Source organism: Rhizobium sp. BK196 (genome assembly GCF_014193255.1).
Lineage (GTDB): Bacteria > Pseudomonadota > Alphaproteobacteria > Rhizobiales > Rhizobiaceae > Rhizobium.
Window position 1 is genome coordinate 35,078 of sequence record NZ_JACHZB010000005.1, and the last position, 21,199, is coordinate 56,276.

General features: G+C 60.6%; 27 protein-coding genes. 13 read left to right on the plus strand and 14 right to left on the minus strand.

The window, feature by feature from the left end; all coding sequences use genetic code 11:
- Positions 1–10 precede the first annotated feature (10 nt).
- Positions 11–427 (minus strand): NAD(P)H-binding protein, encoded by a 417-nt coding sequence (locus tag FHT78_RS29375; RefSeq protein WP_348644753.1) that lies wholly within the window; start codon positions 425–427, stop codon positions 11–13.
- Positions 428–587: 160 nt separating this feature from the next.
- On the opposite strand from FHT78_RS29375, the gene FHT78_RS17580 reads away from it, so the two are divergent.
- From FHT78_RS17580 to FHT78_RS17595, 4 genes are all read left to right on the plus strand, one after another.
- Positions 588–917 carry a metalloregulator ArsR/SmtB family transcription factor gene (locus tag FHT78_RS17580; protein ID WP_183746593.1) on the plus strand — a complete coding sequence of 110 codons (330 nt, stop codon included), beginning with the start codon at positions 588–590 and terminating at the stop codon, positions 915–917.
- Positions 914–1,411 carry an SRPBCC domain-containing protein gene (locus FHT78_RS17585; RefSeq protein WP_183746596.1) on the plus strand — a complete coding sequence of 166 codons (498 nt, stop codon included), beginning with the start codon at positions 914–916 and terminating at the stop codon, positions 1,409–1,411. Before FHT78_RS17580 ends, FHT78_RS17585 begins: the two co-directional genes overlap by 4 nt.
- 17 nt (positions 1,412–1,428) lie before the next feature.
- Entirely contained in the window at positions 1,429–1,842 is a 414-nt protein-coding gene (locus FHT78_RS17590) for a GFA family protein (RefSeq protein ID WP_183746600.1), read from the plus strand.
- Positions 1,843–1,939: 97 nt separating this feature from the next.
- Entirely contained in the window at positions 1,940–2,476 is a 537-nt protein-coding gene (locus FHT78_RS17595; protein ID WP_183746603.1) for a 2'-5' RNA ligase family protein, read from the plus strand.
- Between the two features lie 13 nt (positions 2,477–2,489).
- Here the strand turns inward: FHT78_RS17595 and FHT78_RS17600 are convergent, their stop codons facing one another.
- Positions 2,490–2,651, minus strand: a complete 162-nt coding sequence (locus tag FHT78_RS17600) for a DUF1127 domain-containing protein (protein WP_183746606.1) — start codon at positions 2,649–2,651, stop codon at positions 2,490–2,492.
- Between the two features lie 169 nt (positions 2,652–2,820).
- On the opposite strand from FHT78_RS17600, the gene FHT78_RS17605 reads away from it, so the two are divergent.
- Positions 2,821–3,711, plus strand: a complete 891-nt coding sequence (locus FHT78_RS17605; protein ID WP_183746608.1) for a LysR substrate-binding domain-containing protein — start codon at positions 2,821–2,823, stop codon at positions 3,709–3,711.
- Between the two features lie 208 nt (positions 3,712–3,919).
- On the plus strand, positions 3,920–4,216 hold the full coding sequence (locus FHT78_RS17610) for a hypothetical protein (RefSeq protein ID WP_183746611.1): 297 nt from the start codon (positions 3,920–3,922) through the stop codon (positions 4,214–4,216).
- A gap of 84 nt (positions 4,217–4,300) precedes the next feature.
- On the opposite strand, the gene FHT78_RS17615 is transcribed toward FHT78_RS17610, so the two are convergent.
- The 7 genes from FHT78_RS17615 to FHT78_RS17645 all read right to left on the minus strand — a co-directional run bounded on the left by FHT78_RS17615 (position 4,301) and on the right by FHT78_RS17645 (position 10,309).
- On the minus strand, positions 4,301–4,450 hold the full coding sequence (locus FHT78_RS17615) for a hypothetical protein (protein ID WP_113308362.1): 150 nt from the start codon (positions 4,448–4,450) through the stop codon (positions 4,301–4,303).
- A 72-nt stretch (positions 4,451–4,522) separates the two neighbouring features.
- Positions 4,523–5,401 (minus strand): NAD(P)H-binding protein, encoded by an 879-nt coding sequence (locus FHT78_RS17620; RefSeq protein ID WP_183746614.1) that lies wholly within the window; start codon positions 5,399–5,401, stop codon positions 4,523–4,525.
- Positions 5,402–5,463: 62 nt separating this feature from the next.
- Positions 5,464–6,360, minus strand: a complete 897-nt coding sequence (locus tag FHT78_RS17625) for an AraC family transcriptional regulator (RefSeq protein ID WP_183746617.1) — start codon at positions 6,358–6,360, stop codon at positions 5,464–5,466.
- Positions 6,361–6,576: 216 nt separating this feature from the next.
- Positions 6,577–7,350 carry an ABC transporter permease gene (locus FHT78_RS17630; RefSeq protein ID WP_183746620.1) on the minus strand — a complete coding sequence of 258 codons (774 nt, stop codon included), beginning with the start codon at positions 7,348–7,350 and terminating at the stop codon, positions 6,577–6,579.
- On the minus strand, positions 7,334–8,167 hold the full coding sequence (locus FHT78_RS17635; protein ID WP_183746622.1) for an ABC transporter ATP-binding protein: 834 nt from the start codon (positions 8,165–8,167) through the stop codon (positions 7,334–7,336). The genes FHT78_RS17630 and FHT78_RS17635 overlap by 17 nt, the downstream gene beginning before the upstream one ends.
- 12 nt (positions 8,168–8,179) lie before the next feature.
- Positions 8,180–9,181, minus strand: coding sequence for an ABC transporter substrate-binding protein (locus FHT78_RS17640; RefSeq protein ID WP_183746625.1), 1,002 nt, complete (start codon positions 9,179–9,181; stop codon positions 8,180–8,182).
- Between the two features lie 45 nt (positions 9,182–9,226).
- Entirely contained in the window at positions 9,227–10,309 is a 1,083-nt protein-coding gene (locus FHT78_RS17645; RefSeq protein ID WP_183746628.1) for a 4-oxalomesaconate tautomerase, read from the minus strand.
- A 114-nt stretch (positions 10,310–10,423) separates the two neighbouring features.
- On the opposite strand from FHT78_RS17645, the gene FHT78_RS17650 reads away from it, so the two are divergent.
- Positions 10,424–11,323 (plus strand): LysR family transcriptional regulator, encoded by a 900-nt coding sequence (locus FHT78_RS17650; protein WP_183746631.1) that lies wholly within the window; start codon positions 10,424–10,426, stop codon positions 11,321–11,323.
- A gap of 99 nt (positions 11,324–11,422) precedes the next feature.
- Here the strand turns inward: FHT78_RS17650 and FHT78_RS17655 are convergent, their stop codons facing one another.
- Together FHT78_RS17655 and FHT78_RS17660 are read right to left on the minus strand one after the other, a co-directional pair.
- A complete protein-coding gene (locus FHT78_RS17655) occupies positions 11,423–12,976 on the minus strand; it encodes an acetolactate synthase large subunit (protein ID WP_183746634.1) in 1,554 nt (517 codons plus the stop codon).
- Positions 12,977–13,156: 180 nt separating this feature from the next.
- Positions 13,157–13,537: a VOC family protein gene (locus FHT78_RS17660; RefSeq protein WP_183746637.1), complete on the minus strand. Its 381-nt coding sequence runs from the start codon at positions 13,535–13,537 to the stop codon at positions 13,157–13,159.
- 253 nt (positions 13,538–13,790) lie between these two features.
- Between FHT78_RS17660 and FHT78_RS17665 the strand changes: the two genes are divergently transcribed.
- Positions 13,791–14,102, plus strand: a complete 312-nt coding sequence (locus FHT78_RS17665) for a hypothetical protein (protein ID WP_183746640.1) — start codon at positions 13,791–13,793, stop codon at positions 14,100–14,102.
- A 358-nt stretch (positions 14,103–14,460) separates the two neighbouring features.
- Here FHT78_RS17665 and FHT78_RS17670 read toward each other — a convergent pair whose 3' ends face one another.
- A complete protein-coding gene (locus tag FHT78_RS17670; protein ID WP_183746643.1) occupies positions 14,461–16,278 on the minus strand; it encodes a chloride channel protein in 1,818 nt (605 codons plus the stop codon).
- 85 nt (positions 16,279–16,363) lie between these two features.
- On the opposite strand from FHT78_RS17670, the gene FHT78_RS17675 reads away from it, so the two are divergent.
- From FHT78_RS17675 to FHT78_RS17680, 3 genes are read left to right on the plus strand one after another with little or no spacing between them, the layout of a single operon-like run.
- Complete coding sequence (locus tag FHT78_RS17675; protein WP_246715339.1) at positions 16,364–16,669, plus strand: hypothetical protein; 306 nt, start codon at positions 16,364–16,366, stop codon at positions 16,667–16,669.
- Positions 16,660–16,809 (plus strand): hypothetical protein, encoded by a 150-nt coding sequence (locus tag FHT78_RS29380; RefSeq protein ID WP_246715341.1) that lies wholly within the window; start codon positions 16,660–16,662, stop codon positions 16,807–16,809. The genes FHT78_RS17675 and FHT78_RS29380 overlap by 10 nt, the downstream gene beginning before the upstream one ends.
- Before the next feature lie 15 nt (positions 16,810–16,824).
- Positions 16,825–17,277 (plus strand): helix-turn-helix domain-containing protein, encoded by a 453-nt coding sequence (locus FHT78_RS17680; protein WP_348644754.1) that lies wholly within the window; start codon positions 16,825–16,827, stop codon positions 17,275–17,277.
- A gap of 25 nt (positions 17,278–17,302) precedes the next feature.
- Here the strand turns inward: FHT78_RS17680 and FHT78_RS17685 are convergent, their stop codons facing one another.
- Positions 17,303–17,938 (minus strand): LysE family translocator, encoded by a 636-nt coding sequence (locus FHT78_RS17685; protein ID WP_183746646.1) that lies wholly within the window; start codon positions 17,936–17,938, stop codon positions 17,303–17,305.
- 163 nt (positions 17,939–18,101) lie between these two features.
- Between FHT78_RS17685 and FHT78_RS17690 the strand changes: the two genes are divergently transcribed.
- Both FHT78_RS17690 and FHT78_RS17695 read left to right on the plus strand, forming a co-directional pair.
- On the plus strand, positions 18,102–19,007 hold the full coding sequence (locus FHT78_RS17690) for an EamA family transporter (RefSeq protein ID WP_183746649.1): 906 nt from the start codon (positions 18,102–18,104) through the stop codon (positions 19,005–19,007).
- A 269-nt stretch (positions 19,008–19,276) separates the two neighbouring features.
- A complete protein-coding gene (locus tag FHT78_RS17695) occupies positions 19,277–20,212 on the plus strand; it encodes a phosphatase PAP2 family protein (RefSeq protein WP_183746652.1) in 936 nt (311 codons plus the stop codon).
- A gap of 93 nt (positions 20,213–20,305) precedes the next feature.
- On the opposite strand, the gene FHT78_RS17700 is transcribed toward FHT78_RS17695, so the two are convergent.
- On the minus strand, positions 20,306–21,037 hold the full coding sequence (locus FHT78_RS17700; protein ID WP_183747570.1) for an ROK family protein: 732 nt from the start codon (positions 21,035–21,037) through the stop codon (positions 20,306–20,308).
- Positions 21,038–21,199 lie beyond the last annotated feature (162 nt).

A 21,199-nucleotide genomic window follows, 5' to 3' on the forward strand; every position in this document is an offset into this window, starting at 1 on the left:
CATCAAGCGCTTAGGTCGATGCCACGACGAGTTTCTCAAGCCCGGACCCGTCGAGCGCTGCGGCAATACTCCTGGCGGTCTTCATTTCTTCGGCATTCGTGTCGCCTTTGATATCCCCCGGCGGATTCAGCAGAAAGGCGCGGCGCCCTTTTTGCAGGATGGAGCGAAGCTGCCCGGTGTCGGCCACATCGGCAATGACGGGTTCAACGCCGCCATGCTTTATGGCGGCGGCCTTTTGCGCACTGTGAACGACGGCGATGACTTTCTCGCTCGACGCCTGCAAGGCGTCGATGACGACTGAGCCTATATGTCCGGATGCGCCAAGGATGACATACATGGGGTGAATCTCGCAGATGCTCGCCTGTATAACTGCGCCTACCGGTTCGAGGTTCCGTCCACTGATATCGCCAGGCACCGGCAACAGCACGGGTGAGGGCAGGTATGTTCGGCGATGCCTGTGTGGAGGTCCGTTCGCCCCTTACCGATACCAGATCGTAAGGCGTCATGCGGGTTGCATTACCCGTCTTTGATTGCGCTCAGATGCAATAGTGTTGACTAATTGATTAGTATCTGCTATTGGATTTTTCATGATCGAAGCCGAAGCCATAACCGCTGTCATGCGTGCCCTTGCCGATCCCACCCGGCGGGCCGTGTTCGAGCGCATCGTCAATTCCAAGGAAATCACCGTGGTCGAGTTGACCCGCGGCAGCAATGTCACGCAGGGCGCCATCTCCCAGCATCTCAAGTCCCTGAAACAGGCCGGCCTCGTCAGCGAGCGCCCGGAGGGGCGCAATGTCTATTACCGCGCCGAGCCAAGCGGTCTGGAACCGCTGGCCGACTGGATGGGCCATTACGGCATCTTCTGGCGCGAACGCTTCACTGATCTCAGAAAGCTCTTGAAGGAAATCGACCCATGAACCAAGCCATGAATCCCGAAAGACACGCCTCCGACACGCAGGCTATCGTGGTCGATGAAGTCTTCCCGCATGCGCCTGACATCATCTGGAAGGCGCTGACCAGCGGCGAGCTGATCGGCCGCTGGTTGATGCCGCCTGATGGATTTGCGCCCGTGCCCGGTAAGTGTTTTACCTTTCAGACCAAACCGGCCGGCGAATGGGATGGTACCATCCATTGCGAGGTGCTCGACGTCGTGCCGAATGAGCGCCTGTCCTATGCATGGAAGGGCGGCCATGAGAGCAATGCTGACGGCTACGGCTCCAAACTGGAGACGGTTGTCACCTTCACCCTTGCCAGGACCGAGGAAGGGACGCGCCTGCGCCTCGTCCATTCCGGCTTCGTGCTTCCGAAGAACGATATAGCCTATCGCAACATGGGCGAAGGCTGGAAGAAGGTTGTCGAGCGGCTCGACGCTGTCGTCGCCGAAGAGGCGTCCTCACAGACACGGCATTGAACGAGGAGGAAAGTGACATGACCAAGTCCTATATCGGTGGCTGCGCCTGCGGCGCGATCCGTTACGAGATATCAGGCGAGCCGGCCGTCATGGTCGACTGTCAGTGCCGGCAGTGTCAGCGCTCCAGCGGCACCGGACATCAATCGCATCTGACTTTCGTGGCAGCGGAGGTGAAGGTCGAGGGAGAGGCATCCCTCTGGCAGACCGCCGGCGATGGTGGAACAGTCAAGCAGCGCGGCTTCTGCCCGACATGCGGTTCAGCCGTCTACATGACCTTTCCCGACATGCCCGAGGTCTTCATCGTTACGCCGGCAAGCCTCGACGATCCAAGCCGCTACCAGCCGCAACTGGTATCCTGGACTGCGGCCGGATATGGCTGGGACCACCTCGATCCGGCCGTGCCGAAATTCGAGAGGATGCCGCCGGCGTGAAGCGGGCGTCCCGACTTTGCGTCAAGGATGCGCCGGAACAGGTATTGTTGCTCTCTCATTCGCCTGACATAGTACCGCAAACACAGCAGGTGATGCCTTGCCGTTTGCCGTTCACATGGAGCTGGATCCGTATGCTGCAGCAGAGCTTCAGCCGATCATCGAGCATATGGAGCGTATTTCACCCGACGTCGTCACTCCTCGTCGCTTGAAGGCTGAGCCGCACATATCGCTTGCCGTCTATGACGGGCTCGACCCCGAGCCTCTCACACACGTGCTCGACCGCTTCAGCGTTGACATGCGCGCTCCCAGCGTCAAACTTTCTGCCATCGGTCTTTTTCCCGGACCGGCATCAGTTCTGTTCGCAGCACCTGTCGTTTCCGAGGAGCTGCTCCTCCTCCATCGGAACTTCCATGCCGCGGCCGCCTCTGCGGGGGCGGCGTGCTGGCCGCATTACCTGCCGGATAACTGGGTGCCGCATGTCACGCTCGGCGAGCAGTTGAACCCAGAGGAGGCTGGAGCGGCAATCAGCGGTGCGACGGGCCTCTGGCAACCGGTGGCCGCACGCCTGCACCGGATCTCGCTCGTGCGCTTCCATCCGGTCGAGCTGTTATGGCACCGGCAGTTGCCAGGCTGAACCTATCAACGGCTTATGCGCGCCAGAAGGGCCGGTGGCTCTGCTCGTAGGCGGATTCACGCGTCATGCCGAAATCCCGGAGCGTTTCGTCGGGCAGGGTACCCAGTTCGCGGGCGAAGATGCGTCGCTCGGTCCAGCGTTCGCGCCACAGGCGGAGCGTATTTGTCATATGCATGATGAAATTTCCTTTCTCTGTTGGCAAAACTCACCTATTATTAACGGATATCTATGCGAGGGTCTTTGCTCTGTTCGCTAGGATATCATGTTTTTATGGCAGTATCTGAATTTCCAAAAGCGCGTTATCCTCACTTCATCCGTTAGAAAAACTCACACATGAGAAAACCATGGCCCGCCATCTGCCGCCTCTCTCCTATCTCCGGGCCTTCGAGGCCACTGCACGTCTCGGCTCGGTGACACGCGCGGCCGACGAGCTGGGGCGTACGCATGGGGCCGTTTCCAAGCAGTTGCAGCTTCTGCAGGAGCAGCTTGGGCTTCCCGTCTTCGAGAAATCGGGAACAGGACTTCGGCTGAATGAGGATGGAGCGGCCTTCTTCACCACGGTCTCGCGGGCCTTCGATCTTCTGGAGGAGCGCTATCAGGAGCTGAAGTCGAGCCGGAACGAAGCGAGCGTGCATCTTTCCTGCAGCGCCACCTTCGCCATGGTCTGGCTGGTGCCGCGTCTGGCGGAATTCTACAGCCTCTATCCAAATTGCCGCGTGCAGCTGACGATGTCGTCGAGCGCGCGCGACGCCGGCCCGAGCCGGGCGAGAGACGGGGTTGATATCATGCTGAGCTGGGATCGCCTGTCGCGGCCGCAGTTCAGGCGCGAGCATATCCCGCTCGCCTCGGTCTCCTTTGGCCTGGTGTCTGCACCGGATTATCCGTTCAGTGCCACTGGCGATGAGTTCAGCTTCCCGACCCGCATTTCGCCCGACAGTTTGAGCGAACAATGGACCAACTGGCAGGCGGCGACCGGATACAGGATCTCGGCGCAGTCGGAGCTCTATTTTCCGCATATGTATCTTTGCGTCAGCGCCGCCGTCAGCGGCCTTGGCGTGGCGCTTGTCGAGCGACGTTTTGCGCTGAACGAGCTGAAAAGCGGCAAGCTGGTGGAACGATCGGAATTCCTGACCTACCAGAACGGTTTCGTGGCCGTCATTCAGCCTGGCCGAGCGCTCTCGCCGGCAGCGGGTCATTTCCTCGACTGGCTGCGCAGCGCCTTCGTGCGGGAATAGCTGGCGAAAACTCGCTTCAGCGACGAACAGGTCTCACGCAAGCCAGATGCAAAGGGAAGCTGCAAGCAACCGGATGATCGCGATCGTCACAAGGCCCGAACGGTTGACGGGGCGAGGCAGAGCCCAAATGTTTTCTATTTGTTCTCTTTCGCCCTTCGGGTACATTGCTCTCATGCGTGGCATTCATTTTCGCAAAAAGGGAGTTTGCATGAAAGCAGTTTTGTTTGGGATTTTCTTGCTGGCCGCCGGGAACGCATCTGCTTCCTGCGATCTGGTCTCGGCTCCGTGTTCTACCGACAGTTCAGGCAATACCTATATCAGAGAGCAGAATCTCGGCGGCGGCTACAACACTTATCGAAACGGAGATCTCTATTCGCAGACGCATCAGCAGCTCAATGGCACCTATCGAGAGACGTATTCGAGCGGCGGCTATCGGACTTATTACAGCGACCCCAACCGCGGTGCTACTTATCAGGGTGACCCGAAAGGCATGGCGGGCCGCTGACGCGAAGCCGATCTGCTGAACATGTTGAGCAGTTGTCGCAACAACGGCGCTATTGCTGCCGCTACGCACGTTTGCTGAGTTGCTCTAGTGATGCTTGAAGTACTGCACTTCGCGCTCGTGTTTCTCAGCCGCCTCCCGGGTCTTGAAAGTGCCCAGGTTCTTGCGTTTGTGCGTCTTCGCATCGGGTTTGCGGGAATAGAGACGATATTCGCCAGACTTCAGTTTGCGGATCATCGGAACCTCCTATGCTGAGGGGTAAATCCCCTCAGCCTCACCCGGTTCCGGCTTGCGGGGTCTTTCCTAAAGTCACCGCACGGCGACAACAGGTCTGAGCGCGTCGATTAGTTCGGTGGAGCCTCGGCGGACATCGCGCGCATTCGGCTCGACATCGATGAGGCCGCCTCGGCTGTGAACCTCGTAAAGCTCGGTCAGGAGATCGGCAGCGCTGGCGCTCATCACCCGGCCCAGGCTTTCCCGCCATTGCGAGCGGGGCAGGGCTTGAGCCGTAATCGTGCGCCCCAGCAGTTGGCTCAGCGCTGCGGCCACGTCGCTTGCGCTATAGCGGCGCGGGCCTTCGGCGTGGACGATCTGCTCGCGCGTTTCGATGTCGGGCCGAAGCAGGAGATCGACGGCGATGCGGCCGACATCCTGTGCCGAGACGTTGGGGATCTGCTTTTCGACAGGGTCATGAAAGCTCGGCAGAATGCCGGTTGCGATCGCTATCGGCGCAACGCGGCCCCAGCCTTCCATATGCTCGGCCGAGCGCAGGAATATCCGGCGCATAACCAGCTGGCGAAGGCGCTGTTCAAACAGGTAGAACATGCTCGGCATGGCGAAGCCTTCGCCGAGATGGGCGCCGTAATCGGAAATCGCAAGCACGAGGGCAGGGCGCGCCTCCTCCAATGCCCCGGCAATGCTTTCGATCGAGCGGCGCATATCGGCTTTTATGTCTGCGGCCCGCGGGTCGGCCGGCAGAATGACCTGAACACTGTCGGCACCCGATATCGCTCCGGCAAGCGCCCTGGCGTCCTGCAGATCGGCAAATGCGACTTCGCAGCCGATGGCGCTCAGGCGGTCAGCCTTTGTCGGATCGCGCAGGATGGCGCGCACGGGCACCCCTGCCTCGCGCAGGGCCTTGGCGGTCGAATAACCGATCTTTCCGGCGGCTCCAAGGATTGCAATCATGTCTTTCTCCTTGCTGGTGACGCGCAAGGACTAGGGGGCCGCACCGAAGGCGTCGCACAAATTCAGGCTGGTCTTTGCAATTTCGGGCGGAATTCGCTCACTCCGCGCAAGATCTCTCCGGGTGTCTGGCCGATGAGCCGGCGCATGGTCGTTGCCATATGGCTCTGATGGGCAAAGCCTGCGGCAACGGCAATCTCGCTTGCGGCCATATCCGTCGTCGTCATCAGGGCACGTGCATATTCGACGCGGCGGCGGATGACATATTGGTGCACGGAAAAGCCAGTGCTGTTGCGAAACAGGCTCTTCAGCCTTGTGACGCTGACGCCGGCAACGACAGCCAGATCCGTCAGATGCAGCTTCCGGTCCAGATGGGTCTCGATGAATTCCGTCAGCATCCGCAATTGCCGGGCCGAGAGTTTTTGTTCACGACCGATCTCGGGCCGGGGAGCGCCATCGCTCGACGTCTCGATCAGCCGGATGGCGAGCGCGTTGGCGAGAAGATCGATATAGAGCGGGTCGGACGGGATATCGGCCTCCAGATCCGCCTTGATCGCCCGGCAGATCGCCTCGATGCCGGTGTCACGCAGCTGGAATCTTGGCTGCAGCTCGATCTTGCCGGCATCCCGCCCGAGATCTTCCGCGACCTGTTCAAGCCGCGAGGGATCGAGACTTACGCGCAGGATCCGGCAATCGGCATCATCCTCCCAGGAACCATCGAGGCCGGCCGGCATGACGTCGATATCGCCCGGCTTCTGGACGCGGCGCATGCGTCGGCCGCCACAGCGGCAATCGGCATTGACGGGCGGGCCGAAGTGAATGCCAAGACGATGCATGTCACCACCCGGAACGCGGGAGATGCCGCGCGGAATATGCAGGAATTCGGCCGCCAGCCCGCTCCACGCCCGTCCGGCGCTGGTCAGCAGGATCTGCGGTGGGGTCTGCAGGGATGAAGCTGTCATGATCCGCCTCGGCTTTCGGCTTGAGGCCGGAATGCTACGTCTCAAAGGCCGGCTTGCCAACCGATTTGCCTGAAAGCTCAGATGATCGCTTCGATGAGAAACGGTTAACGACTGGAAAGCCGATCCCTGCCAGTGGCTGCGCAGAACGCCTGCGCTCTCCCTTTTCGGTAAAGGAAGAGCGCTTGGAACATATTTCTCTGTCGCTGCTAAAGATCGTCACGCGGGCCGTTCCGAAACGCCCGTTCGCCACTTAATGAGATGCTTCTCGGCGACGTCCAGGATGCTGTCGATAATCAAGACAAACACTGCCAGGATCAGGATGCCTGCGAAGACGCCGACTGCATCAAAATTGCCTTCCGCCTGAGCGATGAGGTAGCCGAGACCAGCTGAAGAGCCGAGGTATTCACCGATGATCGCTCCAACGACGGCAAAGCCGACCGATGTGCGTAAGGAGGAAAGGATCCAGCTCGCGGCTGCAGGGAAGTAGACGTGGCGGAGCAGGTCCGACCTCCTGGCCCCTAAAATACGGGCGTTCGATAGCACCACCGGGTTCACTTCCCTGACACCCTGCATGGCGTTGAAGAAGGTGACGAAGAACACCAGCGTCACGGCAAGCGCCACCTTGGACCAGAGACCGAGGCCGAGCCAGAGTACGAAGATCGGCGCAAGCACGACTCGGGGGATCGCGTTCAAACCCTTGATGAAAGGGTCCAGAATGCGCGCGGTCGAACGGCTGAGACCGAGCCAGACGCCTGCCGCCACGCCAAATGCCGTTCCGACCAGATAGCCTAGCACGGTTTCCGTCAGGGTAATGGCGACATGGCTATAAAAGCTGACGTCCGCCACCCAGGATACCACCTGGTTGAAGATGTCGACCGGAGCCGGGAAAAAGAAGACATCGATGAAGCCGGCCGCGACACCGACCTGCCAGCCGCCGACAATTGCAACCAGCAGCGCGATCTGGATGAGGCGTTCAGTCATGGCGTTCATAGCTTTTCTCCACTTCGCCGCGCAGCGATGACCAAATGTTGCGATAAAGATCCATGAAACGCGGATCGAGCTTGATTTCCGCAACATCGCGCGGGCGTTCGAGATCGACGGGGAAGCTGTCGATCACGCGCGAACGCGGTCCGGCGGCAAGCACCACGACCCGATCACCGAGAGCGATTGCCTCCTCGAGGTCGTGCGTGATCATGACCACTGCGCGCCTTTCCTCCTGCCAAAGCCGCAACAGTTCGTTCTGCATGAGGTGGCGGGTATGGATATCGAGCGCGGAGAAGGGTTCATCCATCAGGATGACCTTGGGGCCGGTGATCAGCGCCTGGGCCATCTGCACGCGCTTGCGCTGCCCTCCTGAAAGCTGATGCGGATAACGGTGCTCGAACCCTTTGAGCCCGACTTTCGCCAGCCATTTCATCGACTGCTCGCGACGTTCTGCAGCGCCGACGCCCTTGAACATGGGTCCGAGCTCCACGTTCTCGATCGCGGTCTTCCACGGAAGCAAGGCATCCTGCTGAAAGAGATAACCGATGTCGTTCTGGACGCCGCGTACCGGCTGACCGTCGATCGATACGGTGCCATCAGCAGGTTTCAGCAGGCCGGCGATTGCATTGAGTATTGTGCTCTTGCCGCAGCCGGTTGGACCAACGATGGCGAGGAACTCGCCATCGGAGACTTTCAGGTTCACACCCTGCACGGCCACATAGGCGCCGAAGGCCATGGTGACCGCGTCGATGGAAACCATCGGCTTTGCTTGATACGGACTGTCCGTCGGGGATGCGGTTTTTTTCACTACGGTCAATGCCATGACCTCCTCCTGTCAGTTGGCTGCGACGTTCGGGACCTTGCCGACAAATTCGTTCGTGTAAGTTTTCGTCAGGTCGATCTCGGCCGCGGCGACTTTTTCGTTGAAGCTCTTCAGGACGGCGAGGGGAATCTTGATATCTTCCTCGTTGATGCGCCCGTCCTTCGAGAAGATCGCCTTCGCGTTCTCGACCGCCTTGACGTAGGTGTCACGATCGCCGGAAATGAACTCTTTCGGCAGCTTGTCGACGATCTCCTCCGCCGAGTGGCTATTCATCCACTCAAGCGCCTTGACGGTCGCATTCGTGACCTTCTGGATGGTCTCCGGATTTTCCTCGATATAGCTCTGCGTGGCATAGAGGACGGAGGTCGGGTAAATCCCGCCATAGATCGCCTTCGCACCCTCGTCGCTGCGCCCGTCGATCAGGATCTTGCCGACGCCCTTGGCCTCGATGAAGGTCGCTGCAGGATCGTAGTTGACGAGGAGGTCGACCTTGCCCTGCTCAAGGGCCGCGACGGCGGCAGATCCCGAGCCAACGCCGATCAGTGAGACGTCGGCGGCGGACAAGCCGTGGCGCTGCAGGTAATAGCGGACGAAGAAATCGGAAGACGAGCCCGGCGAGGTAATCCCGATCTTTGCGCCCTTGATCGTTTCCGGTTTAGCCGGGTCGAAAGTGCTGTTCTTGCCGCCGGCCAGCACGAGCCCTGAATTGCGGGCGAGCTGCACGAACGCCACGACAGCCTTCTTCTGCGACTGCATCTGGATCGTATGGTCGTAGAAACCGACGGCGATATCCGTCGAACCGGCAACAAGCGCCTGAAGCGTCTTCGACCCGCCCGATGCGAAGTTTTCGACGGTCACCTCCAGGCCTTCCTTTTCATAAAGGCCAAGCCCCTGGGCGACAGGAAAGGGGAGGTTGTTAAGGTTGTAAGAGCCAACGCTGATGCGTACCGGGTCCGCGAACGCAGAACCGGCAAACACGACGGTTGCCGCGAGGGCGAGCATGAGCTTGCGCATGATATTCTCCTCCTGTTGGTGGCGCCCTCCCGGCGGCCACGGTTATTATGCCGCGCAACCGAGTTGCGTGACAGGTTTTGCGAATACATGTCCTTCGAACAGCCGGCGCGCGGTGCGAAGGATTCCGGCGACGACTTTGCCGTCCCTCTCATATAGTTTGACGTCCAGATGGCCGCTTGGGTGCTCTATGGAAAGAACAACCGGAGGGGCACGCCGGCCGATCAGACGCGAGGCGATTGTATCCTGGCTGATGCAGGCCGTGGCGATCCCTACGGCGCCGGTTGTTGCAAGCGACGGATGACATTGATGCGGCATGAAATACCGTACGCTGATGTCACCTCCCGATTTTGGCCGGGAAATGAGCACCGGCTTCGGCGTGACCTGATTGCTCACGTCGCCAAGGCCCATCCGTTCGCCGGCAGCGATGCGCAGCTTTTCCAGTCGCCCCAGCAATTCCTTATCAGCATTGAGTTCTGCCGCCGACTCGAAGCCGGTCGCTCCGATCGAACCTGCCTCGATCAGCATCATCGGCATTGCGCAGTCGATGCAGGTGACAGCGACACCGCCGATCAAATCGACTGGCTTGCCAGTGGGAAAGAGCTGTCCGGTACGAGCCCCTGCTGCGTCCATGAAGGTCAGCGCGATCGGCGCTGCGCGGCCGGGCACGCCGTCGATTGCAGCTTCGCCAAGATAGGAGACGCTGCCGTTTGGAGTGGGGACTTCGGCCTCGATCAGCTTGCCCGTGTTGACGTTATGGATCCGGACGAGTGTCGTTTCGCCACGAACCGGGATAAGTCCGGCTTCGATGGCAAACGGGCCGACCGCGGCCAGCATGTTGCCGCAGTTCGGGGAGGTATCGACATTCTGCTGGTCGACCCGCACCTGGGCGAAGAGATAATCCACGTCAGCGCCGGGGATGCTGGCAGGTCCGACGATGGCCACCTTGCTCGTGACGGGATTGCCGCCACCGATGCCGTCTATCTGCAACGGATGACCCGAGCCCATGACGGAGAGCAGGATCTCGTCACGTTGATCGGCAGCCGCAGGCAGATCGCTTGCCAAGAAGAACGGCCCTTTCGAGGTGCCGCCTCTCATCAGTACGCAAGGGATCGCCAACAGGTCGTTCATCGCTTGTGCTTCCATCCGAATTATGTCATCGCCGTATCAATCGGCTCCAGTTGATCCAATTATCGGAAGAAGCGTTTATTTGTGAAATGCTAAAAATCGGAGGATTGATGCAGAATGAGCATTAATTGCGAGATCCTTGACCTTCGAGCCTTCCTCAGCGTCGTGGAACTGGAGAGCTTTCATCGTGCCGCCGACGCGCTGCATCTGTCACAGCCTGCGTTGAGCCGCCGCATTCAAAAACTGGAGCAGGTCATCGGAGCGCCGCTCCTGGAGCGGACGACAAGGCATGTCTCCGCGACGGCTCTCGGCACGGAGCTCGTGCCGCTCGTCAGACGCATGCTGGAGGAGTTCGACGGCTCTCTGTTTGCTGTCCGCGACCTTGGAGCCAATCGAGGCGGGTTGGTGACGATCGCGTGCCTCCCGACGGCAGCATTCTATTTCCTGCCTACCGTCATTCGACAGTTCAATCAGGAGTATCCGAACATCCGCTTTCGTATCCTCGATTTGCCGGCAACCGACGGTCTTCAAGCGGTGGCACGCGGGGAAGTCGAGTTCGGCATAAATATCATGGGCACTTCGGATCCGGATCTGACCTTCGAGCGGCTTGCGGAAGACCCGTTCGTGCTTGCAGCGCGCAAGGATCACCTTCTTGCAGCAAAACCATGGGTCGGCTGGGCGGAACTGGAGCCCTATCATCTGATTACAGTTCACCGATCTAGCGGCAACAGAACGCTGCTCGACGCGGCGCTGGCAAAATCGAACATCAAGCTTCGATGGTTCTACGAGGTCACCCATCTGTCCACCTCACTCGGATTGGTAGAGGCAGGCCTTGGAATTTCTGTGCTGCCACGCATGGCAACCCCGCGAGAGGACCATCCTTTTCTGATCACCCGCCCTATCCGCAATCCCGAGATATCACGCACTATCGGCGTGGTTCGACGTCGCGGCGGCACCTTGTCGCCGGCAGCGGAGCGATTTCTCAAGATGCTGATCGATGTATGGGGAAGTGATTGAGACGCGCTATAGATCGGCAGTCGCAAGGTCTCTGCTTTCGGCTTGAGGCCGGAATGCTACGTCTCAAAGGCCGGCTTGCCAACCGGTTTGCCTAAAAGCTCAGATGATCGCTTCGATGAGAAATGGTCCGCGGCGCCTGAGCGCGCTTTCGAAGAGATCGGCAAATTGCTCGCAGCTATGGGCACCCGCGGCATCAACGCCCATGCCCTTGGCGACCGACACCCAGTCCCAGGCCGGATGATCGAGGTTCATCATCCGCCGGGCATTCTCGCCGATGCCGTTGACGCCGACATTGCGCATCTCAGCATGCAGCACGGCATAGGCGCGGTTGGCAAAGATGATCGTGATCACGTCGAGATTTTCGCGCGCCTGCGTCCACAGGCCCTGGACCGTATACATGGCGCTGCCGTCTGCCTGCAGATTGATGACCCTGCGGTCGGGACAGGCGACCGCAGCACCCGTTGCAAGCGGAATGCCGCAGCCGATCGAGCCGCCTGTGTTCATCAGGTAATCATGCGGCGCCGCACCAGCCGAAAGGTCGAAGAAGCGGCGGGCGGAGGTAACGCCTTCGTCGCAGACGATGGCATCATCGGGAAGTCTCGCCGCCACCATCACGGCGATCGCATCCTCGGTCAGATGTCCGAAAGGAACGATATCGTCGGAAAGGGCTGACGATCCCGACGGAGGCAGTGACTGCCGGACGCCGAGTTCGTCCCGCAATGCCTCCAGCGCGCCTTTGAGATCCTCGCCATGCCTTGCAAGGGTCAGAACCTTGCAGCCTTTGCGCACCAGCCGTCCAGGCTTTCCCGGATAGGCAAAGAAGGCGACTGGCTCGGGCGCGCCCGCCAGTACCAGCACATCGATATCGGCCAGCAGATCCAGCGCGGCGTCGATCGGGTAGGGGATGCGGGTGAGGGCGACACGGCCGCGTCCGCGCTCGACCCTCGGCAGCTGCATCTCGCAGAAGAGACGCACATCCCTGGCGGCCGCAATTGCACCCGCGATCTCCAGCGCGTCTGCACGGGCAGCCGCGCCGCTGAGAAGAATGCCGACCTCGCCGGGCGTATCTCTGATGGTGGCGGCAATCCCTCGCACGCTGTCCATGTTTGCGGCATGAGGCTCCGGCCGGGACAGCCTGATCGGTCGATCCGCTTCGACATCCCCCCAAGCGGCATCTGCCGGCAGGATGAGCGTCGCCACACCGGGCGGTGACAAGGAGGCGCGGTAGGCAGCCTCCGTCGCGCCGACAATATCTTCCGGGCTGCGGATGCGGTGCACCCAATTGGACATCGTACCTGCCAGGCCCTCGATGTCGGATGTCAGCGGCGCGTCGAGAGGAAGATGATAAGAGGCATGATCGCCAACAATGTTGATCATGGGTATCCTGGCGCGGCGGGCATTGTGGAGATTGGCAAGACCATTGGCGAGGCCCGGCCCGGTGTGCAGCAAGGTCGCGGCCGGGTGATCGGTCATGCGCGCATAGCCATCGGCGGCGCCTGTCACGACGCCCTCGGAGAGACCGAGAATGCAGCGCATCTCGGGCTTGCGGTCGAGTGCTGCCACGAAATGCATTTCCGACGTGCCGGGATTGGCAAAGCACACTCTGACATCGTTTGCCAGCAGCGTATCACACAGGCTGTCTGCACCATTCATGGCCGTTTCCTCCCGCTTGCAACAGCCTTGCACGGGAAAAGCACGAGCACAACCTTGAATAATGGATTCGGCCGGCGCGCGGCGCTGCACGGTCGGATTGCGCCGGCAACCTTCCTCCGCTGGTTTCTCGCCTGCCGACGACTGCCCGGAGCTCAGGTATGTCTGGACCTTCAGCCCTGGCTAGGGTTCCACACCCGTCACATTGCCCGCGGCATCGGTCGTGAACGTGCCCTTGCTCTGATCGAGCATGGTCAGCACATTGCCGAAGGGATCGCGCACGACAACCGCGATGCCGATCGGCAGTTCAAAGGGTTCGCAGATCCGTTTCCCGCCAACTCCCTCGAAACGCTCTAAGGCAGGGGCAAGCTCGGGCACGAGAAGATCAACCTCCGGGCCGGTTTTGGTGTGCAGCACCAGTTCGGCATCCGTATCGGCCATGGCAAGGCCGGCAGCATCGGGCGTGCGCCAGAGCAATTTGTGGCCGAGGCTGCGGCAGTAGAAAGCAAGGCCTTCGTCGATGTCGGGAACTCTGAGGATGATGCAATCGACTTTTTGGAACATGGGAGATGTCTTTCATTTCGCTATGTGCCACGGCGCAAGGCATTCCGAGGAAAAGGTAGGAGAAGGCGCGCCGTGTGGTACCCCCTCGCATGCCCTTTCCATCGTCATCCTTCTCGCATCTGCCGAGAAGAAACACGCCAAAGCGATGGCTCGCGCCTCGCAAACCATCCCGCCTTGTTTTGGCCGCGCTCGCCCGTCACTAAACAGATCGTATGCGATGGGCGATTCCTTTCCGTTGAACAAGGGCTTGAAAATGATCAAGAAAATCACGATCGCGGCAGCCGCGATGCTGCTTTCGGCTTATTATGCCGGCGCATCCAGCGATGCCGCGTGGAATGCACTCTTCGCCAAGGTGAACGGCACCTGCATCGGCCAGTCAGGCATGGATACGCCGGAGGCGACAGCTCCTGTTGTCTTCGACGATGCGACAGGCAAGGTCGCGGTGCTGCTGCGCGGCTCGATGGGCAAGGGCAAAAACAAGGTCAAGAACATCAACCTGATCTGCCTCTACGACAAGAAGACTGGCAAGGCCTCGATCGAGGAATATCGCTGGCTCGGCCGGTAACGCGGTGTGGCCATCATGTGCGCACGTGATGGTCGCTACCTGCAAAATATGTCGATCTGTCGAAATTTGCACCACTCTGAGGCGCCAGCGGCGCCGTCGTTTATGCAACATCAGAAGTAAAAAGCTTCGCGTTATTTTAGGCTTGGTTCGCCACCGCAATCGCCCGCCTGCTCACTGGTAACCAACTGAAAAATGGCGGTGAATCCGGACGCATGTCGATCAATAGATAGGACACAACGCGACAATGCCTGGGATTTTTGCCAGCTAGACGAATGCCGAGGATCAACTTAGTCTTGCGTGGCCCGCAACCGCCAGAAGCTAACGGTTACGGTCACCACTCATACTACCGCTGCTTATCTCACGCGTTTCCTTCGTTCACCTGCCGGCGCGGTCCGAAATAGGGCCGGCGCTCCGTCTCGGTGGCCCGCAGCGAATGGCGCAGCCGCAGCAGATCCTTGCGGGCGACGAGGCCGCGCAGTTCTCCGTTTTCCGCGTCGACGATCGGGATGCGGCCGGCATCGGTTGCGAGCATCAGATCGGCGACATAACCGACCGTGTCGTCGGGATGGGCCAATGGCAGCGAGGTGTCGGAGACGAAATCGCCTAGTGTCTGGTCGGCAAGCGTGCCATCTTGTTGCCACCTCAGCGCATCGCCGCGCGAAACCAGACCCTTCACGATGCCTTTGCCGTCGACCACCGGGTAGACCCGGTGCGTCTTCGGCGTCGCCGTGAAGAAATTGGTCACGTCACCGACCGTCATCTCGGCTGGGAACGTATCGACTTGCCTGATCATGATGTCGCGGGCGCGGGAAAATTCAAAGGGGTCAATTCCGTATTCGCGGGTGATGTGCTGGCCACGACGGGCGATCTTTTCCGTCAGGATTGAGCGGCGCAACAGCAGTACGGTGACCGCATAGGCGGAGACGGTTGCCGCAAGCAGCGGCAGCAGCGAAGAGACATCGCCCGTCAGTTCCACGGCAAAAAAGGTGCCGGTCAGCGGCGCGCGCATGGTGCCGCCCATCATGGCAGCCATGCCGAGCAGCGCCCAGAAACCGGGATCGCCGGGAAGGAAAAGGCCGACCAGCCAGCCGAGCGCGCCGCCGAAGATCAGCAGCGGCGCCAGCACACCGCCTGACGTGCCCGATGAGAGGGCGACAAGCCAGATCGCGGCTTTCACCAGCAGGATCGTCAGCACGGCGGCCGGCAGGATGGAGCTGTTCAGCAGGCCGTCGATGATGTCGTAGCCGACGCCGAGCACCCGAGGCTCGATCAGGCCGCCAAGGCCGATGAAGAGGCCGCCGAGGGCAGGACACCACATCCAGTGGATCGGCAGCGCCTCGAAAAGATCCTCGATCTTGTAGAGCAGCGTCGTCAGGATACCGGATTGCAGCCCGGCGATAATGCCCATTGCGGCGCAGAGCAGGATGCCCCACCACGGCAAATCCATATGGAACTGCTTGGGAAAGAGCGGACCGGCCTGAAACAGGAAGGGGCGCCAGCAGATCGACACGCAGGCAGCGACCGCAACGGGAATAAAGCTGCGCGGCTTCCATTCGAACAGCAGCAGTTCTACGGCAAGCATGATGGCGGCGATCGGCGAGCCGAAGATCGCGGTCATGCCGGCGGCAGCACCGGCGACCAGCAGCGTCTTTCGCTCGGCCGAGCTCAGATGGAAGCACTGGGCAAAGAGCGAGCCGATCGCGCCGCCCGTCATGATGATCGGACCTTCCGCGCCGAAGGGGCCGCCGGTGCCGATCGAGATGGCAGAGGAGAGGGGTTTCAAAACTGCCACTTTCGGCGACATGCGGCTGCCGCCGATCAGGATCGCCTCGATCGCTTCGGGAATGCCATGGCCGCGGATCTTTTCCGAGCCGTAGCGGGCCATCAGACCGATGACGAGGCCGCCGATGACGGGAATGAGCACCATCCAGACGGAGCGCGGGGCTTGCGCCATCGATACGGCGGCAATGCTGAAACGGTGGAACCAGACGAGGTTCGTCACCAGCGAGATGAGGCTGACCAGAACCCAGGCGGCAAAGGCGCCGCCGGTGCCGACGATCAGCGCCATGCCGACGAGAGCCAAGACACGCTTGTCCGTGGTGAAATCCCCGGCCTCGCGCCGGGAGAGGCCGCCCATAAAATCATGGGGGCGGTGTGCGTTTTTTTGAGGAGGCATTGCTGGTCCTGTTGACGCCTTCGTTCTCGCCGCAGATATATCGTAGTACGATATAAATCAACAGCCAAAATCAGGAGCTGGAACCATGCCGAACAAAGACCGCGCTCTATCGGAAATCGAATACGAGGCGCTTGCCAATCTCAGATATAGGATCCGCAAATTTCGCCAGTTCAGCGGGAAGGCGGCCGAAAAGCTCGGCCTGACGCGGCAGCAGCATCAGGCGCTAGTCGCGATCAAGGGGCTCGGCGTCGGAGGACGCATGAGCCTGCCTGAACTCGCGGACAAGCTCTTTCTTACGCCGGCGGAAGCCGCGGCACTTGTCGTTTGCTGCAGGAGGTCGGCCATGTCACGATCGACGCGAGACGGAAACGGCGGCCGGCCGTGCTGTTGACAGCAAAGGCAGAAGAGCTATTGCGTCGTCTGACACCAGCCCATCTCTATGAGATCCGTGAAATGGCGCCGGAGCTCATGCAGGCGCTGCGCATGCTGCAGGATCACCGGCAGATGGAAGTGGCCGCATGGATGCAATGAGAGCGGGGGATCATAGTGAAGACGCCTAAGAACGATCTGACTGACGCCGATTACGAGGCGCTCTCCAACCTGCGTTACACGCTGCGCCGCTTCATGGATTTCAGCGCCTCGGCGGCGCAGGAGGAGGGACTGCCAGCCCAGCAGCACCAGGCGCTGCTGGCGATCCGCGGCCACCGCGGCGAAGATGCCATGACGATCGGCATCCTTGCCGAGCGCCTGCTGATCGCCCCGCATTCGGCAACCGAACTCGTCAGCCGTCTGGTTGCCGCAGGCTATGTCTCCCGCCAAACGGATCCGGCCGATAAGCGGCGGCAGACGCTGGAGCTGACGGAAAAGGCAAATGACGCGCTGAAGCGGCTCACCGCCATTCATCTGACGGAAATCCGGGAGATGGCGCCGCGGCTAATCGATATTTTGCAAGGTTTGCAGGCGGGCGGCGAACTCCAGGCTGATCCCTGGGCGCGCTGACCGTCAGGCCTGCCTGTTCGGCCTCTTATGAACTTGCCCGCCGATAAAGAGCGAGAGAGCCGGCAAGCGTCAGCAAGGCACCGCCGCAGATCCGGTCGAGCCAGAGCGCGCCCGATTTTCGCAACAGCCGGACGGCCTGTGAGCCGAGAGCCGCGTAGCCGAACATGACCATGAAGTCGATGCCGGCGAAGACGAGGGCGAGCACGGCATATTGCTCGACCAGTGCGCCCGAGGGATCGATGAACTGCGGCAGGAAGGCCGAGAAGAAGAGGTAACCCTTGGGATTGGTGACGGCGACGAGAAAGCTCTTGAGGGAGATCGCCGCCGATGAAGCGGATGGGTTTCCGTTTTCGGAGCGCAGCGAGACGTCAAGCGTTCCCTTCGAGCGCAGCAGCATGACGCCGAGGAAGGCGAGGTAGCAGACACCGACCCATTTGACGACTGTGAACCAGAACTCCGAGGCCGCCAGCAGCGCACCGAGACCCAAAGCTACCGCGCCGATCAGCACGAAGTCGGACATGACGGCGCCGATCATGCCAAGTACCGCCCGGCGCACCCCGAATCTCGAGCCGTTCGTCAGGGCGAGAAGCACAGTCGGGCCGGGTGTGGCGATGCCGATGAATGCCACAAGCGCAAATGCGAGAACCGTCATTTCAGCCATACCATCGTCCTCCGTTGCCACTAGCTATGACACCGACCGCGTATTTCCGAAAGAGGTTCCGCCACTCCGCCGACTCCGTCGACAGTTCGGTCGGCATCGAAGCATTCCACCTGCGCTGCGGCTAAAGAGAAGCGCAGGATGGATGAACGGAGAGGGGAATGCGATGGACAGGAAGACTGGCATGACGAGGGAACTGGGGCTGCTCTTGGTGCTCTCGACGCTCTGGGGAGCCTCCTACACCTTCATCAAGATCGGCGTGGAGACCATTCCGCCGGTAACACTGGTGGCGGCGCGGACGCTCGTCGCCGGCCTGCTGCTTTTCGCCGTCATACGCTGGCGCGGCCTGAAACTGCCTCGCGACCGGCAGACATGGACTTACTTCCTGGTCCAGGCCTGCCTCAACAGCGTCCTGCCCTTTACGCTGATCGCCTGGGCCGAGCGGATGACCGATGCCGGCCTGGCGGCGATCCTGAATTCCACAACACCGATTTTTGCCTTTTTGATCACGGCGCTGATCACCCGGCACGAAGCCCTGACGGGCCGCAAGCTGTTCGGCGTCTCCGCGGGATTGATCGGAACCGCGCTGATTATAGGTGTCGGGGCACTTGGCAGCATCGGACATGCGCTTTCTGCGCAGCTCGCTATCGTCGCAGCGACGGTCTGTTATGCGGGTGCTGCCGTCTTCGGGCGGAATTTCAGGGGTCTTGATCCGATCATGCCAGCCGCCGGCTCGCTGCTCTCCGGCGCGGTGATCCTCATTCCGACCAGCATCGCCGTCGATCACCCCTGGACATTGAGCCCGAGCCTCCATTCCATCCTCGCACTCCTTGCGCTCTCGGTCTTTTCCACAGCGCTTGCCTTCGTGATCTATTTCCGTCTCGTGCAGACGCTCGGTTCGGTCGGTGCCACGGCGCAAGCCTATCTGCGGGTGCCGATCGGCGTTGCGATCGGCGTGTTGTTCCTCGGGGAAACACTGTCTTCCACCGCAGGTGTTGGGCTTGCCTGCGTCATGGCCGGTGTGATCGCGATGACCTTGCCTCAGCGAAAACGGGTTCAGCCGGCGATCTAGGTCCTGTTCATAGCAGCGCTCGAACCGCCTTCCATGCCGGCTCGCCAGGCCTTGCATCCGCAGTATCAGTGCCGCCATGGGCTGAAGGCGCGACCGGGGCGTGGTTTCGCCGGGAAGCAGCACCCGATGGCCGGCCACGGCGCGCATGGCGGCCGGCGAACCGTTGAGCTTATTCCTCAGAGACAAAGCAATGAATCTCGCTATTCGGCGGAATTTACCTGTTTGCAATCAACTCGGTGTTAAACGTTGCCGACCGGGAGGCAACGGTCATGAACGACACTGAGAGGTCAAGAGTTTTCCTGCTGGCCATCACGCTTTCTTCTTATGCGTTGGTTTTGCTGCTGGCATGGGTCAGCAAGCTGGGTATCAGCATGGCCGATACCTCGATCCTCGTCCTGTATTTTGCTCTCTTCACAGGCTGTGTGAGCATTCTAGCCACGCGCTGGCAAATGCATCAGCTCCGCAACCTGACGGAATGCGTCGGCTGCGGATTTCTGCTGGTCGTTCCAATTACGATTTCGACCTACCTGGCAATACAGCAGAATTTGCCGCTCGCAGACGAGCAGCTCGCATTTTGGGACCGAGCGATCGGTGTGGACTGGATCGCGTTGATGCGATGGGTGGACGCGCATGCTCTTGTGGCCTGGATATTCAACAAGGCCTACAGGACGTTTTCGTATCAGCTGCTGGCCTGGCCGATCGTTCTGATCTTGTGCAAGAGAAGCGTCAGGGCATATCAGATGGTCAGCGCTTACGGGCTCCTGTGTTTCGCCGCAAGTGCAATTTCCATCTGGTGGCCGGCGGTTGGAACCTATTCCTATTACCAATTCGATGCGAACACGCTTGAAAATATCGATCAGACATACGGCTATCATTTCCTGACTCAATTCCACCGCGTCCGTGACGAGCCGGGTTTTGTCTGGAGCCTGAAGGAAAGTGCGGGCATCTTGACGTTCCCATCGGTTCACGCGGCAGTCGCGACGCTCTGTGCCTGGGCGATGTGGGACATTCGACTGCTGCGCTATCCAGTCTTCATGCTGAACGTCGCAATGGGCGCTTCAGCCGTCCCGAGCGCCAATCATTACGTGATCGACGTAATCGCCGGCTGCCTCGTCGCCCTGCTTGTGGTAGCGCTGGTCGTCGTCATGACGAGAGGCGGGCAACGCCATGCCGTCCATCAGATCCCGGTTGCAGCCGAACGCTAGAACTGCAGCAGGACACGCGACTCTTCGAAGCCTGGGCGGCGAGCTTTTTGAAAGCCGATTCCGATTTTAGGACTGAAGTCGGCGCCCTGAAGCTCACAGCCGCAGGCTATCGTCCAGCCAGACCCGGAAGCCGCCGCGGAAGGCGTTGTCATTGTTGCCGCGACGGCATTTTGGTGGCAGTTCCTTCAGCTTATCGACATTGCCGCCGCCGATGACGATGTAGTCGGGCAGCAAGGCGGCACTCAGGCGGTCGGCGACGTCGACGACCGATTTTCGCCATCTGCCCTTGCCGCGACTTTCCAGGCCACGTTCGCCGACATAGTCCTCGAAGGTCGCCTTCTTATAGGGCATGTGCGCCAGTTCGAGCGGCAGGCAGACGTTGTCGGCAATTATGGCCGAGCCGAGGCCGGTGCCGAGGCCAAGGAAGAGCATGCGGCCGCCCTCATAGCTGCCGATCGCCTGCATCAGCGCGTCGTTGACCATGCGTACGGGCTTGCCGAGGGCTGCCTCGAAATCGAAGTCCTTCCATCCCGGGCCGAGGTTGAACGGATCGGCCGCCGGGCGGTGGGCAGCGACGGGGCCGGGATAACCCATGGCGACGACGTCATAGTGCCAGTCGGCGGTGAGATCTGTGAGGGCTGCGACCATCTTTGCCGCCGTCATTGCACGCCCCGATACGACCGAGCGTCGCTCGCTGCCGCTGCTGAGTTCTGCTTTCACATGCGAGCCGCCGATATCGACGGCGAGCACGATGCGGCCCGCCGGTGCGGCCGCCGCGTTCCTGCCATGCTCGCCTGCCTGCGTCGCATCGGGTGCTTCCGTCATGTCAGCCATGGCTGGCGCTCCTCTCCGGGCTGTGCCCTCAATCGTTCCCGCACCATTCCATCGGGCGCGAGATCGGCGGCGGCTGTCAAGCCGGTATATTGCGGATCGCTGTAATTCATCCCAGGATAGTGCATTCAAGGGGAACATTCCCAAGCGGAGGAA